This is a genomic window from Amycolatopsis sp. NPDC059235 (assembly GCF_042754125.1).
GTDB lineage: Bacteria > Actinomycetota > Actinomycetes > Mycobacteriales > Pseudonocardiaceae > Amycolatopsis > Amycolatopsis albidoflava.
Genome location: NZ_JBHZAG010000035.1, coordinates 69,297 through 82,495, shown reverse-complemented (window position 1 = coordinate 82,495; position 13,199 = coordinate 69,297). Strand labels below are relative to the sequence as shown.

At 69.7% G+C, this 13,199-nt stretch carries 14 protein-coding genes; 7 read left to right on the top strand and 7 right to left on the bottom strand.

Features of this window, described 5'->3' with window-relative positions:
• Positions 1-171: 171 nt before the first annotated feature.
• Positions 172-1,818: a TM0106 family RecB-like putative nuclease gene (locus ACFXI3_RS23200; protein ID WP_378402041.1), complete on the bottom strand. Its 1,647-nt coding sequence runs from the start codon at positions 1,816-1,818 to the stop codon at positions 172-174.
• A 106-nt stretch (positions 1,819-1,924) separates the two neighbouring features.
• Here ACFXI3_RS23200 and ACFXI3_RS23195 point away from each other — a divergent pair, with 106 nt between their 5' ends.
• The gene (locus ACFXI3_RS23195; protein WP_344282073.1) at positions 1,925-2,404 is read left to right on the top strand and encodes a DUF6474 family protein; all 480 of its coding nucleotides are present in this window, start codon (positions 1,925-1,927) and stop codon (positions 2,402-2,404) included.
• 66 nt (positions 2,405-2,470) lie between these two features.
• Here ACFXI3_RS23195 and ACFXI3_RS23190 read toward each other — a convergent pair whose 3' ends face one another.
• Genes ACFXI3_RS23190 through ACFXI3_RS23175 form a run of 4 tightly spaced genes read right to left on the bottom strand, consistent with a single transcriptional unit; the run spans position 2,471 to position 6,048 of the window.
• The gene (locus ACFXI3_RS23190; RefSeq protein ID WP_344282076.1) at positions 2,471-3,442 is read right to left on the bottom strand and encodes a glycine betaine ABC transporter substrate-binding protein; all 972 of its coding nucleotides are present in this window, start codon (positions 3,440-3,442) and stop codon (positions 2,471-2,473) included.
• Positions 3,442-4,221 (bottom strand): ABC transporter permease, encoded by a 780-nt coding sequence (locus ACFXI3_RS23185; protein ID WP_344282079.1) that lies wholly within the window; start codon positions 4,219-4,221, stop codon positions 3,442-3,444. Before ACFXI3_RS23185 ends, ACFXI3_RS23190 begins: the two co-directional genes overlap by 1 nt.
• On the bottom strand, positions 4,218-5,414 hold the full coding sequence (locus ACFXI3_RS23180; RefSeq protein WP_344282082.1) for an ABC transporter ATP-binding protein: 1,197 nt from the start codon (positions 5,412-5,414) through the stop codon (positions 4,218-4,220). The genes ACFXI3_RS23185 and ACFXI3_RS23180 overlap by 4 nt, the downstream gene beginning before the upstream one ends.
• Positions 5,401-6,048, bottom strand: a complete 648-nt coding sequence (locus ACFXI3_RS23175) for an ABC transporter permease (RefSeq protein WP_037806896.1) — start codon at positions 6,046-6,048, stop codon at positions 5,401-5,403. The genes ACFXI3_RS23180 and ACFXI3_RS23175 overlap by 14 nt, the downstream gene beginning before the upstream one ends.
• Positions 6,049-6,328: 280 nt before the next feature.
• Between ACFXI3_RS23175 and ACFXI3_RS23170 the strand changes: the two genes are divergently transcribed.
• The 4 genes from ACFXI3_RS23170 (at position 6,329) to ACFXI3_RS23155 (ending at position 9,330) form a co-directional block, all read left to right on the top strand.
• Positions 6,329-6,874 carry a hypothetical protein gene (locus tag ACFXI3_RS23170; protein WP_378402039.1) on the top strand — a complete coding sequence of 182 codons (546 nt, stop codon included), beginning with the start codon at positions 6,329-6,331 and terminating at the stop codon, positions 6,872-6,874.
• Between the two features lie 112 nt (positions 6,875-6,986).
• Positions 6,987-7,736, top strand: a complete 750-nt coding sequence (locus tag ACFXI3_RS23165) for a YcnI family protein (protein ID WP_378402037.1) — start codon at positions 6,987-6,989, stop codon at positions 7,734-7,736.
• A complete protein-coding gene (locus ACFXI3_RS23160; RefSeq protein WP_378402035.1) occupies positions 7,736-8,305 on the top strand; it encodes a copper resistance protein CopC in 570 nt (189 codons plus the stop codon). Before ACFXI3_RS23165 ends, ACFXI3_RS23160 begins: the two co-directional genes overlap by 1 nt.
• Entirely contained in the window at positions 8,302-9,330 is a 1,029-nt protein-coding gene (locus ACFXI3_RS23155) for a copper resistance D family protein (protein ID WP_378402033.1), read from the top strand. Before ACFXI3_RS23160 ends, ACFXI3_RS23155 begins: the two co-directional genes overlap by 4 nt.
• A gap of 170 nt (positions 9,331-9,500) precedes the next feature.
• Here the strand turns inward: ACFXI3_RS23155 and ACFXI3_RS23150 are convergent, their stop codons facing one another.
• Complete coding sequence (locus ACFXI3_RS23150) at positions 9,501-10,391, bottom strand: phosphotransferase enzyme family protein (protein WP_378402031.1); 891 nt, start codon at positions 10,389-10,391, stop codon at positions 9,501-9,503.
• Between the two features lie 17 nt (positions 10,392-10,408).
• Positions 10,409-11,716 carry a tetratricopeptide repeat protein gene (locus tag ACFXI3_RS23145; RefSeq protein WP_378402029.1) on the bottom strand — a complete coding sequence of 436 codons (1,308 nt, stop codon included), beginning with the start codon at positions 11,714-11,716 and terminating at the stop codon, positions 10,409-10,411.
• 421 nt (positions 11,717-12,137) lie between these two features.
• Here ACFXI3_RS23145 and ACFXI3_RS23140 point away from each other — a divergent pair, with 421 nt between their 5' ends.
• Both ACFXI3_RS23140 and ACFXI3_RS23135 read left to right on the top strand, forming a co-directional pair.
• Complete coding sequence (locus ACFXI3_RS23140) at positions 12,138-12,497, top strand: hypothetical protein (RefSeq protein WP_344282102.1); 360 nt, start codon at positions 12,138-12,140, stop codon at positions 12,495-12,497.
• A gap of 14 nt (positions 12,498-12,511) precedes the next feature.
• On the top strand, positions 12,512-12,934 hold the full coding sequence (locus ACFXI3_RS23135; RefSeq protein WP_378402026.1) for a hypothetical protein: 423 nt from the start codon (positions 12,512-12,514) through the stop codon (positions 12,932-12,934).
• Positions 12,935-13,199: the final 265 nt, after the last annotated feature.

Sequence of the window (13,199 nt, the reverse complement as noted above, 5' to 3'; positions counted from 1 at the left end):
TTTTTTTTTATAAACACACACCCAACCACACCCAACACACCCAAACCGCCGGGGGGGGGGTGGTCTTACCTCCCTTTCCGCCCCGCCTCCCCCCCCCCCCGCCGCGCGTAGTCACAATCCGGCTGAGGGGTGGTGGCCCCACACCGCACCAGCAGAAACACCGGCGAAAACTCAGATATCCAACATATACGGGACCTCATCCTGAGCCCGCCCGCTCATCCACTCCCGCAGCGCCTTAGTCGCCAGCACATCGTCCTCGTTGTACCGCAACAACCGCTCCCGCTGTTCATCATCGGGAACCGCGCCGTCCATTCCGACCGCGTCCCGGTACCACCGCATCGAGGCCTCGCCACCAGCCTCCGGATCTCGCCAAGCGAACCCGGCCACCGGAGCGATCACCTTCAGGCCCTTGCCCCGCGAGCACAGGAACTGATCCGTCACGCTGCGGAACAGATCCACCCACTCATCAGAGTCCACAAAGGACTGCACAGCCCGCTTCTCCGGCACCCCGGAGTACTCCCCGAACCGCTCCACCGACCCGAACAGCCACCGGTTCTCCGCGAGCGCGTTGTAGCAATACGCCCGGAAAGTCAGCCCCGCGGCGAGAGTCCGCGCACGAACATCCGTGAACCAGGCCCAAAACTCCGCGAACGACCGCGCCTCGTCCACCGTTGGCAGCGGCTCCCAGGTCGCGAACGCCCGATACCCCTGCGGCACCCCGATGTCCACTCCGGACAGCAGCGTCCCCCACAGATAAGCGCCGGCGTCGCCGAAGCTCTCCATGTCCACGTCGACCTCGACGTCCGCGCGCGGCACTTCGATCTGCGGCGTGCGGCGCACCACCGTGAGATCCGCCAGCCACGCCCGGGCCAGCATGATCGCGTCGGAGAACGTACCGCCCGTCCAGTTCATCGGGGGCGGTTCGGCTGCCGGGTCCAGCGCGGCCAGCTTGTCTACAGTGGACACTCCGACGCGCCGCAACTCGCCCGCGTCCTCGCCGCGCACCACCAGGCTCACGTCACGCGTCTCGGTGAGCACGACCTCGCAGGTGGCCCAGAAGGGACACCGTCGGCACTCCAACACTCGCGAAGGCGCGGCCAACGCTTCGGCACCCGTGGCGGCTGCGGTCGCGACAGCGAGCCGGTCCTCGAAGCGCGCGTCGTACTCGTCCAGCGCGCTGCGGCCGCCCGGCCAGGTGCCCGCCGTGAGGTCGTGCCACACGACGACATCGGCGTCCAGACCGATCACGCCGCCGACGGCACGTCCGCTGGCCGCCAGGCCGCGCGACTCCAGCATTCGCCGCAGATGCGCGAGACGCAGCTGGTCTCGCGGCTGCGAGCGGACCTTGCGCAGCTCGTCCGGCGAGCGGCGCGCCGGGTCCAGCTCCGTCATCGCGGTGGTGGGCGCGCCCTGGCCGCGATCGGTGATCCGGTGCCGGACCACCAGCACCGGCACGTATCCGTCGCCGACGCGCACGAGCAGGTCGATGCCGCCGCGCCGGTGCCCGACCGGATCCGCGGGCAGCAGCGCGCCCCAGATGTACTGCGCGGCATCGGCGAACGCCTGCTCGGTGCGCTGCACGCGCTCGCCCGCGGACGCGGCGCGCGGCACCCGCGCCCAGGTGGCGTCCAGCCCCGAGGCCGCGACCAGCTGTTCGAGGATTTCCTCGCGGTGCGCGGTCGCGTCGTCGATGCGCTGCTGCGCCGTCGGATCCGGCGGCGGCAGCGGCACGTCGCGCATCGCCGGGTCGTGTTCCAGGTGCACCCGGCGGCGGCAACGGCTCACCGCTCCCGCGTCGAGCAACACCTCGTCTCCCATAGCGATCACAATAGATCGTGGGTACGACATTCCCCGCGCGAGCCGACATGCCCGTCACGTCGGGGACCAGTAAGTTCATTCGGAGAAGGCGTGGGAGGTAACGGCCATGGCGCGCAAGGCCAAGCAAGACAAGGCCAAGCAGGACGAGGGTGAAGCCCGGATCACCCCGAAGAAGGCGAAGAACGCGGTCGCGGTGGCCAAGGTGCTCGGACCGGCGGTGCTGCCGGTGCTCGCGCCGTACGCGGTCCGCGCGGCGGGCGCGGCGCGGGAGGCGTACGACCGCTACCAGGCCCGCAAGCTGGGCGTCGCCGTCGACCAGCTCGGCGAGTACACCGGCCGCGGCGCGGCGCTGCACGCCCGGATCGCGGGTCTCGTGCAGGGGCTCGGCGAGCTGAAGAAGTCGGCGAAGGCGACCGAGCAGGACCAGAAGTTCGCCGCCGAGACGCAGTCGACGCTGGAACAGCTGTCGGCCACGGTGCGCGCCGCCGAGCGCATGCCCGCGGCTCGGCGCAAGGCCGCGCACCGCGCGGTGACCGGCGAACTCGAACGGCTCGAAGACCAGCTGCTGCACCGCCTAGGCATCTGAAAGCCGTGAAGGGCTCCTTGAGGGAATCTAATTCCCTCAAGGAGCCCTTCACGGACCGCTGATGCGCTACTTGATGAAGCCCTTCTCCAGCATCCAGTCGTGCGCGACGGTGCCGGCGTCCTTGCCGTCCACGTCGACCTTCTTGCACAGCTCGACCATCTGCTTGTTGTCGAGCGCCGCCGCCACCTTCTCCAGCGGACCGCGGATCTCCGGATACTTGTCCAGGAACTCCGTTCGCAGCGTCGCCGCCGCGTTGTACTGCGGGAACGCCTTCTTGTCGTCCTCGAGCACGCGCAGGTTCAGCCCGGAGATCCGGCCGTCGGTGGTGAACACCTCGCCGACCGGGCAGGTGCCGTTGGCCACCGCCGAATAGATGGTGCCGATCCCGAAGTTCTCGATCTTCGGATTCTTGAACCCGTACGCCTTGACCGCCGCCGGGAACCCGTCCTGGCGGCTGGTGAACTCCGTCTCCAGGCAGAACCGGTTCTGATCCGGGTGCGTGGTGAGGAACTTCGCCAGGTCCGAGGTGGACTTGAGGTTGTTCTTCGCCGCGTACGCCTCGGTGGTGGCGAACGCGTACTGGTCGTTCAGCGGCGAGTAGTTCAGCCAGGTGACGCCGTACTTCTCCGCATCGGCCTTCTTCGTGGCCTCGTACTGCGCCTTCTCCCCGCCCGGAACCGGCAGTTCGTTGCCCTGGTAGTTGATCCAGCCGGTGCCGGTGTACTCCCAGGTCACGTCGGTCTGCCCGTTGAGCAGCGCCTGCCGGGACGAGTTCGACCCCTTGATGTCGGTGAGGTCGATGACGTCCATGCCCGCCGCGCTCAACGCCATTTCGGCCATGTAGCCGAGGATGATGTTCTCGGTGAAGTCCTTCGACCCGACGACCACCCGCTGGCCTTCGAGCGACGGGATCGGCCGGATCGAGCCCGGTTCGATCTTGAACGGGATCGAGGTGTTGACGTCGAGCCCGCACGCCGAGAGCGTCCCGGCGAGCAGGGCGGCGCCGACCAGCGCGCCCGCCTTTTTCAGGACGTTCATCAGCGCAGTCCCTTCGGTCCGAAGTACTGCTCGGCGACCGCGCCCAGCCAGTCCACCAGCAGCGCCAGCGCGACGGCCAGCACCGAACCGGTGATCAGCACCTTCGTGAGGTTGAGCTTGTAGCCGGTGTCGATCAGGAGCCCGAACCCGCCCGCGTTGACGAACATGCCGAACGTCGCGGTCCCGACCGCCAGCACGAGCGACGTGCGCAGGCCGGCCAGGATCAGCGGGACGGCGAGCGGGAATTCCACCCGCCACAGCACCTTCTGCGCGGACATCCCGATGCCGCGGCCCGCGTCGATGAGCGACGGGTCGACCTGCTGGATGCCGACCATCGTGTTGCGCAGCACCGGGAGCAGCGAATAGAACGCCAGCGGCAGCGCGGCGACCCAGAGCCCGCCGACCGCGCCGGTGAAGATGAACCACAGCACCAGCACGCCCAGCGCGGGCGCGGCCTGTCCGATGTTCGCGATCGCCAGGAAGATCGGCGCGAGCCACTTCGCCCACGGCCGGGTCACGATGATCCCGAGCGGCACCGCCACCAGCACCACGATCGCGGTGACCACGACGGTCATCGCCAAGTGGTCGCGCAGCGCGGTGAGCAGCGACTCCGCGTTGAGGGTTTCCTTCTCGGTCGCGGTGAGCCCGCTCGCGAACACCCAGATGAGCGTGACCGCGACGATCAGCACGACCACGGCGGGCTGAGCGAACAGCCGGACGCGTTCCGCGCGGCGGGAGCCTGACTCGGTGCTGAAACCGGTATCGACGGCAGCGGTCATGCCGTGGCCCCGTCCTCGTCGACGTGGTCGTCGGCGTGCTCGTCGCGCAGCTGCTGGATCGTCGCGATGACCGTGTCCAGCTTGATCGTGCCCGCGTATTCACCGCGCGCGCCGGTGACCGGCACCGAACCGCCTTCGGCGAGCATCGCCTCCAGCGCGTCCTGCAGCGTCGACTGGAGGCTCACGATGTCGCGCAGCGGCTTGCCGACCGAACCCAGCGACGTCGCGTTGGTCAGCTCGCGCACGTGCACCCAGCGGATCGGCCGCCGCCGCTGGTCGAGCACCAGTGCGAACGGCTTGCGCGATTTGCTCAGCTTCTCCCGCACGTCGGCGGGCGATTCGTCGATCGTCGTGGTGAGCGCGTCCTGCTGCAGTTCGACGTCGCGCACGCGCAGCAGGGTCAGCTGCTTGAGCGAAGCACCGGCGCCCACGAAACCGGCGACCGTGTCGTCGGCCGGGTTCGCCAGGATCGACTCCGGCGTGTCGTACTGCAGGATCTTCGACTGGTTGCCGAGCACCGCGATCCGGTCGCCGAGCTTGACCGCCTCGTCGAAGTCGTGCGTGACGAAGACGATCGTCTTCTTCAGGTCGGTCTGCAGCCGCAGCAGTTCGTCCTGCAGGTTGCCGCGGGTGATCGGGTCGACCGCGCCGAACGGCTCGTCCATCAGCAGCACCGGCGGGTCGGCGGCGAGCGCGCGGGCCACGCCGACGCGCTGCTGCTGCCCGCCGGACAGCTGGCGCGGGTAGCGGTCGCGGAAATCGGCCGGGTCGAGCCCGACCAGGTCCATCATCTCCTCGACCCGCGCGGTCACCTTCTTCTTGTCCCAGCCGAGCAGGCCGGGCACGACGGCGATGTTCTGCGCCACGGTGAAGTGCGGGAACAGCCCGGCCTGCTGGATCGCATAGCCGATCTGGCGGCGCAGGGTGTCCACGTCGAGCTTCAGCGCGTCCTGCCCGCCGATGGTGATGCGGCCGGACGACGGCTCGATCAGCCGGTTGATCATCCGCATCGTGGTGGTCTTGCCGCAGCCGGACGGGCCGACGAACACCACGATCTTGCCCGCGGGCACGACCATCGAGAAGTCGTCGACCGCGGGGGCGCGGGTGCCGGAGTAGCGCTTGGTGACGTGGTCGAGTTCGATCTCGACGCCGGAGACGGTTTCTTCGGTCGCAGTGTGCTCAGCCACGGACACCCCTAGAAATGGTGAATCGCTTGATCAGGACGTAGATGCCGTCGAGCACCAGCGCGAGGATGACCACGCCGACGGTGCCGGTGAGGGCCTGGTTGAGGGAGTTCGTGCTCCCGGCGTTGGTGAGGCCGGAGAAGACCTCCGCGCCGAGGCCGGGGCCCTTGGCGTAGGCCGCGATCACCGCGATGCCCATGAGCATCTGCGTGGCGACCCGCATGCCGGTGAGGATCGCGGGCCAGGCCAGCCGCAGTTCGACCCGGGTGAGCACGGACAGCCTGCTCATCCCGATGCCGCGGGCGGCGTCGGTGATCGCCGGGTCGACCGCGTCGAGGCCGACGATCGTGTTGCGGACGATGGGCAGCAGGCCGTAGAGCACGAGCGCGATCACCGCGGTGGTCGAGCCGAGGCCCGAGAGCGGGATCAGCAGACCCAGCAGGGCGAACGACGGGACGGTGAGGATCGTGCTGGCCAGTGCCGTGGCGACTGCGGAGCCGATGGGGCTGCGATAGACGGCGATGCCGATCAGCACGCCAAGGATCGCGGCGAGGATCGTGCACTGCACCACCATGCTGGTGTGCAGCCACGCCTGGAGCAGCAGCCTTCCCCACCGGTCCGAGATGTACTCGAAGAGGTTCATCCGTATTCGTTCTCCCGCCAGCTTGCGAGCCCCGGACGTCACCCGTTCGGAGTAGCCCATCAATCGGCAGGGTGACTACCCGGAACGGATACGGTCGAAACCCCCACTTCTCGGTTGTGATTACCCACCGTTTCGCATCCGCCTGGGGTCGGCAACCGAAGCGACGGGCCCCACCGGGCGGTATTTACCGGATCGAGACCCGCCTACCTGTGGGTTTTCCGCAGATGCTCACCATTCGAGACGCTTCAGTCACCCACCGGAGTGCCGTTAAGCTGCCCGAATGAGCACCCCGGCCCGGCATCGCGGCGCACTCGCCGCTGTCCGCGGCGGATTGCTCGCTCTGAGTTCGGCGTCACTCGCCGTCACCGCGCACGCGGCCGCCGACGGCGGACTGCCGGATCCCGCGCTCACCTTGCTGCTGACCGGCCTGCTCGGCTGGACCGCCACCGCGCTCGCCGGCCGGGCGCGCGGACCGCTCGCCACCATCGCCGTGCTCGGCGGCGGACAGCTCGTCATGCACCTCGTGCTGACGACGCTCGGCGGGCATGACCCGAGTGGTGCGGCTGCCGCGCCGGACGGCTGGGCGATGACCGCGGCACACGCCGTCGCGACCCTGCTCACCGCGCTGGTGCTGGCCCGGGCGGACGCGATGCTGCTCGCGGTGCTCCGCGTGGTGCGGGTGATTCTTCCGCTGCTGATCCGGCCGCTGCCGGTTCCGGTGGCGGCCGCCGGGATCGCGCGGCCGCGTGCGGCTGGCGCGGTGCCGTTGCTGAGCGTTGAACTGAGGCGCGTCCGGGGACGGCGCGGACCTCCTGAGGGCTCCTGAACCCCTCGTGAGTGCTGATGCCGGTTCTCACCGGCTTTGCCGCTCACCACCCCTTCCCCCTTTTCCGGCGCAGGCTCTGCCTCCGTCGGCTCACCCCTGTTCAGGAGCAGTTGTGTCTCACCATGTCTTCCGTCGCGCCGGCGTGCTCGCCGCGACCGTCGCCGCCACCGGTCTGCTCGGCGCGGGCATCGCGTCCGCGCACGTGACCGCCAACGTCTACGGCGACCAGCCGGCCAAGGGCGGCTACGGCACGATCTTCTTCCGCGTCCCCAACGAGGACGCGAAGCTCGGCACGATCAAGGTCGAGGTCGACGTCAAACCGGAGTACGGCATCGGCAACTTCCGCACCAAGCCGATCCCCGGCTGGACCGCCGAGGTCACCAAGTCGAAGCTGCCGCAGCCGGTGACCACCGCGTCCGGCACGAAGATCACCGAGGCGGTCACGAAGGTCGTCTGGACCGCGCAGCCGGGCACGAAGATCGGCTCTACCGAGTTCCAGGAGTTCGAGGTCAGCGGCGGCCCGCTGCCGTCGAACGTCGACCAGCTCGAATTCCCCGCCATCCAGACGTACGAGGGTGGCAAAGTGGTGGACTGGAACCAGCCCACCCCGCCCAGCGGCGAGGAGCCGGAGCACCCCGCCCCGACCATCAAGCTCGCCGCCGCCGAATCGTCGGAGCACGGCGGCCACACGCAGACCGCGGCCTCCGGTGACAACGCCGAAGCGGCCTCGTCGTCGGACAACACGGCGCGCTGGCTCGGCGGGGCCGGCCTCGTGGTCGGCGCGCTCGGGCTCGGCGTCGGCGCGGGCGCGGTGCTGCGTTCCCGTCGTCCGGCCGCGGGAAAGACCGAAGGAACCAAGTAATGCGTAAAGCGCTTCTCGCGCTGGCGATTTCCGGGGTGGCCCTGCTCGGCACGGCCACCCCGGCGCTGGCGCACAACGTGCTGATCAACTCCGACCCGGCCAACGGCGCGTCCGTCGCCAAGGGCCCGGCGAAGGTCACGCTCACGTTCGACCAGTACGTGCAGAACGCCGATGTCAACCAGATCGCGGTGACCGGGCCGGACGGCAGCCAGTGGGCCGAGGGTCCGGTGACGGTGGAGAACAACGTGCTGAGCGCGCCGCTGCGGCCGCTCGGCCCGGCGGGCAAGTACACCGTCGGCTACCGGGTCCTCTCCGCCGACGGGCACCCGGTGTCCGGCGAGATCCCGTTCACCCTGACCGCCGCGGGCAACGGCACCCCGGCCAAGGGCGACGCGGCCAAGGCGGCCGGGGCTCCGGCGAATTCGCCGGCGGCCGCCTCGTCCTCATCGTCGTCGAGCGGCGTGCCGATCTGGGTGTGGATCGCCGGCGCGGTGGTGCTGCTCGCGATCGGCCTCACCGTCGCGCTGCGCACCGGTCGCGACCCCGGATCGGACAAGGCGGACCAGTGACGCGAGCCGAGACCACCTCCGGTATCCGCTGGGCCACGCTCGCCTGCGTGGTCGTCGCGGGGCTGCTGGGCGCGCTGATCGGCATCGCGCTCACCGCGTCCTCGCCCATTCCGGGCGTGGTGGAACCCAGCGAGGTGGTCTCGGCGGCCATCCCGGTCGTGCGCGTGCTGCTGGACCTGTCGGCGGTCGCGACGATCGGGCTGGCCCTGTTGTCCGTGCTGGTCGGCTACGACCGGCCGAAGCTCACCGAACCGGTCATGCGCCGGGCTCGTCCCGCCGCCGTCGCCGCCGCGCTGATCTGGGCGGCGACCGCGGTGGTCGCGCTGATCCTGCAGACCGCCGAGTACAAGCCGGGCAAGAAGATGCTGACCGGCGGCGACATCGGCAGCTACATCGCCGACGTCGGTGCGGGCAAGGCGCTGGTGATCGTGGCGGTGCTCGCGCTGCTGCACGCCGCGCTCGGCTTTGTCGCGCTGCGCAAGGGCGAGAAGGTGCCCGCCGAGGTGCGGGTGGGCCTGGGCATGTTCGCGCTGCTGCCGTTGCCGGTCACCGGCCACGCGTCGAACTGGGCCTATCACGACTACACGATGATCTCGATGGAACTGCACGTGATGAGCGCGGTCGCCTGGTGCGGCGGCCTCGGCGCGATGATCGTGCTGCTGGCCGCGAACCGGACGCTGCTCGCGCACGCGCTGCCGCGGTTCTCGAAGCTGGCGACGCTGTGCCTGGTGCTGTCCGCGGTGACCGGTCTCTTCAACGGCATCGTGGAAATCCTCGCCAATCCGACGATCAGCTTCTGGGCGGGCGTGTTCACCACGCCGTACGGCCAGCTGATGGTGCTGAAGGTGCTGTGCACCGGCGCGATCGCGCTGCTGGCTGCCAACTTGCGGTGGCGGCTGATGCCGCGCATCGTGCGACATCAGCGGACGGCGCTCGCGTCGTGGGCCACGCTGGAACTGACCGTGATGGGTCTGGCTTTCGGCTTCGCGGTGGTGCTTACCCGGGCCCCGGTCGCGGTGTCCTGACCGGCCGAAGTGACGGCGGGTAGCCGCAACTTGCACAATGGGACTAGCAGTACGCTAAGTGGGGCGACCTGCCGGACCGAATTCTCGCTGCGCAGCGATACCTCGTGGGCCATCGACGGAAAGCGGCGAACGGTCATCTGCAGTCGGCGAATGCACGTGCAGAATCCCGCTCAACGGTATCTCGTCCACGCGGTGGCCGTCCGGCCGTCGCGCAGGTCCGCCAGCCGACGGCGGAGTTCAGCCCGCACCGGCGGATGACTGCGCAGAATCGGCAGCACGCTCGTCGTCAGCTTCAGCTCCCGCACCGCCCGGAGCACGGAAAACCCCGGCCAGGCCGTCACGTCGAAGCCGTAGGCCTCGGCGAACTCGGCATACCGGGCAGGCGGGTCACCGAACCGTTCGCGGCCGACGGCGAGCGGCGTCAGGTCCCATTCCGGCGGGCCGACGCAGGAGGAGTCGAAATCGCACAGCACCGGGCCGTCCGGACCGGGCAGCACGTTGCCCGGATGCGCGTCGCCGTGCACGAATCCCCTGGCCAGCGGGAAATCCAGGGTGTCGAGCCGGTCCCGTACCTCGGCGCAGCGCTCCAGCAGGAACCGCTGGTCGGCGTCGGCGAGCTCCTCGGCGTCGGCGACCCTGGCCTCGATCGAGCTCAGCGGCTCCCATTCGGGCAGGCCGTCCGGCGGGGGCAGCGCGTGCACCTGGCGCAGCAGGCCGGCCAGGTCGGCGGGCGTCGGCGGCGGTCCGGCGAACGGCACCAGATCCCAGACCGTGACGAGATGTCCTCGCACGTCGAGCGGTTGCTCGACCCCGGCCAGCAGCCGGACCGCGGGCACGTCGTGCCGGGCGAAATGCTCGGCAACGCGCACGACCGTGCCGACGCGGTGGCGCAGCCGGGTGGAGCCGACGATCCGCACCACGACCGGTGCCCCGGCCAGCGCGAACACCGCGTTGTTGGTGAACCGCAGCAGACGCGCGCCCGCCGGGTCGAGGCCCAGCCGGGCGCACGTGGCGGTCAGCACCCGGCGCAGTTTCGCAGGGGTGAACCTGCCTTCGGGCAAGGCGAATCCGGTCGGGCTCAGGCCGCGTAGAAGATCTTGAGCCGGTCGGCGAGGTCGCGGGCGTCGGGGTTGTTGCGCCGCCGTTCGGCCTCCGCCTGAAGGGGCCGCATCCGGTCCTTGACCCGCGCGGACTTGATGCTCTCCGCGCATTCGATGGCCTTGCCGCCGATCTTCACGCCGTGGTCGATATCGCCCTCGAGCAGGTGATTCGTGGCGAGCGCGCTCAGCATGAACGCCTTGCTGCGGGCCATGTCGTCGGTGTAGGCGTCGACCGCCCGGCTCAGCGCCGGGATCGCGTACTTCGTGTGCTCGGGGTTCTTCATCGCCAGCACGGTGTGCACGGTGCCGGTCATCGCGTAGACGTCGGTCTCGTTGAAGAATTTGACCCACGATTCGGCCGAGGCCAGGTCGGCGCGGGCGAATTCGTCCTTGCACCGGCCGAGCAGCTTCACCGATTGTTCCTCGTTGCCCATCATCGCGTAGGCCCACGCCTCGTTGCCGCAGAGCACGGCGACGGCCAGCTCGGAACCGGATTCCTGCGCGGCGATCTGGCCGAGCTGGAACAGCTTGAGCGCGTCGTTGGGGGCGTCCTGGTGCAGGTAAACGCGGCCCATCCGGTACAGCACGTTGGCCACCAGGTGGTGGTCGCCGCCCTGTTTGGCCAGGTCGAGCGCCTGCGCGAAATGCCCGCGCGCGGAATCCATCAGACCGGTGTCGAACGACGTCCATCCGGCGAGGCTGTGCAGGTCCGCGATCGCGGTGAACAGCCGGGTCTTCACCTGCTCGGCCGCGCTGGAGTCGAGCATCTGCTGGCCCCAGGACAGCTGCGCGACGACCGCGTCGCGGCAGAATCCGCCGCCGTACTGGTAATCGAGCGCGCGCAACGCTCTGGTCGCCGCCTCGACCTGGCGCACGTCGGTCGTCCCGATGCGCCCGGGGGCGGGAGTGCGCGCGGGCGCCTCCGACCACGTGCCGGATTCCGGACCGAACACCGCCGCACCCATCGTGACCTGGGCGGCGTGCGCGAGGAACCTCCGTCGCTTCACGGACTCGTCCTCCTCAGCCTGCCGGCCGTCGGACGCGCCGACGACCCGTATCGCCGTGGTCTCGTCATAGGCGAGACCCATGTATCCACGGGGGACACCCAGGCCGTCGGCGATTCTCGTGAGCACGTCGTAGGCCATGACCTGGCGACCCTTGAGGATCTCCGACACCTCGGACTGCGACTGGCCGGTCATCGCGGCGATCTGGCGCTGCGATACTCCGTGTTTGCGCAACAGCCGGTACACGGCGCTGACCTCGCGGGCGGCGAGCGCCTCCCGCATGTCGGGCTGTTCCCAGGCGTCGGCCGGAACCGGACTGCCTGACCGGGCGTCTGCGTGAGAGACTCCGGAACCACTGCCAGCACTGGCATCCATTGCCATTGCGCCCCCTCACCGTCTCCTGGGCGTCTGATCAGCACCCTAAGCACACGCGAGAACCTTGTGAAACGCGCGGACAGCCGGGTTGATCGGCAGGGCCGAACTCCGCTGACCGCTTACCGTGGAACGCGGTCCGGTCACCGCTATGACGCGGTTTCGACCTTCTCTCGCACCCGGTTTCACTTCACTGTAGTTGCCAGATCTCCGTCACTGCTCGCACACCGGCAGCGATCACGGAGAGCGATGGACCCGACGACACAGATCTGCCGGGACAGGTGCATCTCGCAAGATGCGCCGGCCCGGGACGAGAAAGCGTGGAGGGACAGTGGAGTTCGTGGATTCGCTCGGTGGAGGACACGCCGGGACCGCGGTGCGGTCCGTTCGGCCCGCCGCACCGGGAATCGCCACGGCACGCCCGGTGCCGCCTACTGTCGCTTCCGCTGTCGCCGCTTCGGTGTCCGCTGACCCGCGTACCGCGGGCGTGCGGCATTTCGAGGGCGGCCAGGTCGTGTGGCGCGTGCAATGCGGAGATCTCATCAGCCGCGAGCGCGCCGTGACGGTGTTCGTCGAGGACGACGAGGTCGTCGTGGTGTCCCCGCCTGGGGAGACCGCCCGCCTCACGTCCGGCCAGCTCGGCCAGCTCCGGGCCGCGCTCAACGAAGCCGCCACGATGGCGGAAAGGTGACGGTGAGTTTCCCCATGGATCAGGTTCTCGGTCAGGTTCTCCGCAACGCCGTGTGGGAGCGCCTCGACATGCTGTCCGACCTGGCGGAACGCGCCGACGCCCCGTCGCTGGTCTCGGTCGCCCGCTCCGAACTGCCCCGGCTCGCCGAGGGCTGGCGCGCGATGCTGCAGGCGCACGAGCCCGACGAGCGCGGCGACTGCCCCACCTGTTCGACGCGCTGGCACCGCTGCAAGGCCCCGTGTTCGGTGTGGCAGGTGGCGCACGAGCACCTGGTCGCGGGCGGTCTCGCCCCGCAGGCGCTCTCCGCGGGCGGGCACCGGCCCGCCCGCCGCCGCGCCGCGGTTCCCGCCGTGCCCGGCCAGAACCGGCGAGCCGAATCGCCCGCGGAGACCACTGGCAGGCACGCGCTGGTGAAGCCCCGGCCGATCAGCGCCTGACCCCTCGGGTGGGGTGAGTCCGGGCGGATCACCCCACCCGTCTCGACTGGCGAGCGCGCGGCGAGCCCGGAAGCCCCAACCGGCTCGGTCGCCCGGCATCCTCGCCCGGCCGAGGGCTGGTCCGTCCGTCCCCCCGAGCGAGACGGACCGCCCTCGGCCACCCCTAGCCCGCAAACGCGATTAATCGAAAAATGTCCGGCAGAACACCTAGCGGACGCAGTAATCGGACGCTAGGTTGAAGATCATCGCACCGGTGCCGCCGCAC

Bases quoted from the DNA above. Each gene is read 5' to 3' on its own strand.
- ACFXI3_RS23200 (WP_378402041.1), bottom strand. From the start codon at position 1,818: ATGGGAGACGAGGTGTTGCTCGACGCGGGAGCGGTGAGCCGTTGCCGC.
- ACFXI3_RS23195 (WP_344282073.1), top strand. From the start codon at position 1,925: ATGGCGCGCAAGGCCAAGCAAGACAAGGCCAAGCAGGACGAGGGTGAA.
- ACFXI3_RS23190 (WP_344282076.1), bottom strand. From the start codon at position 3,442: ATGAACGTCCTGAAAAAGGCGGGCGCGCTGGTCGGCGCCGCCCTGCTC.
- ACFXI3_RS23185 (WP_344282079.1), bottom strand. From the start codon at position 4,221: ATGACCGCTGCCGTCGATACCGGTTTCAGCACCGAGTCAGGCTCCCGC.
- ACFXI3_RS23175 (WP_037806896.1), bottom strand. From the start codon at position 6,048: ATGAACCTCTTCGAGTACATCTCGGACCGGTGGGGAAGGCTGCTGCTC.
- ACFXI3_RS23170 (WP_378402039.1), top strand. From the start codon at position 6,329: ATGAGCACCCCGGCCCGGCATCGCGGCGCACTCGCCGCTGTCCGCGGC.
- ACFXI3_RS23160 (WP_378402035.1), top strand. From the start codon at position 7,736: ATGCGTAAAGCGCTTCTCGCGCTGGCGATTTCCGGGGTGGCCCTGCTC.
- ACFXI3_RS23145 (WP_378402029.1), bottom strand. From the start codon at position 11,716: ATGCGGGAGGCGCTCGCCGCCCGCGAGGTCAGCGCCGTGTACCGGCTG.
- ACFXI3_RS23135 (WP_378402026.1), top strand. From the start codon at position 12,512: ATGGATCAGGTTCTCGGTCAGGTTCTCCGCAACGCCGTGTGGGAGCGC.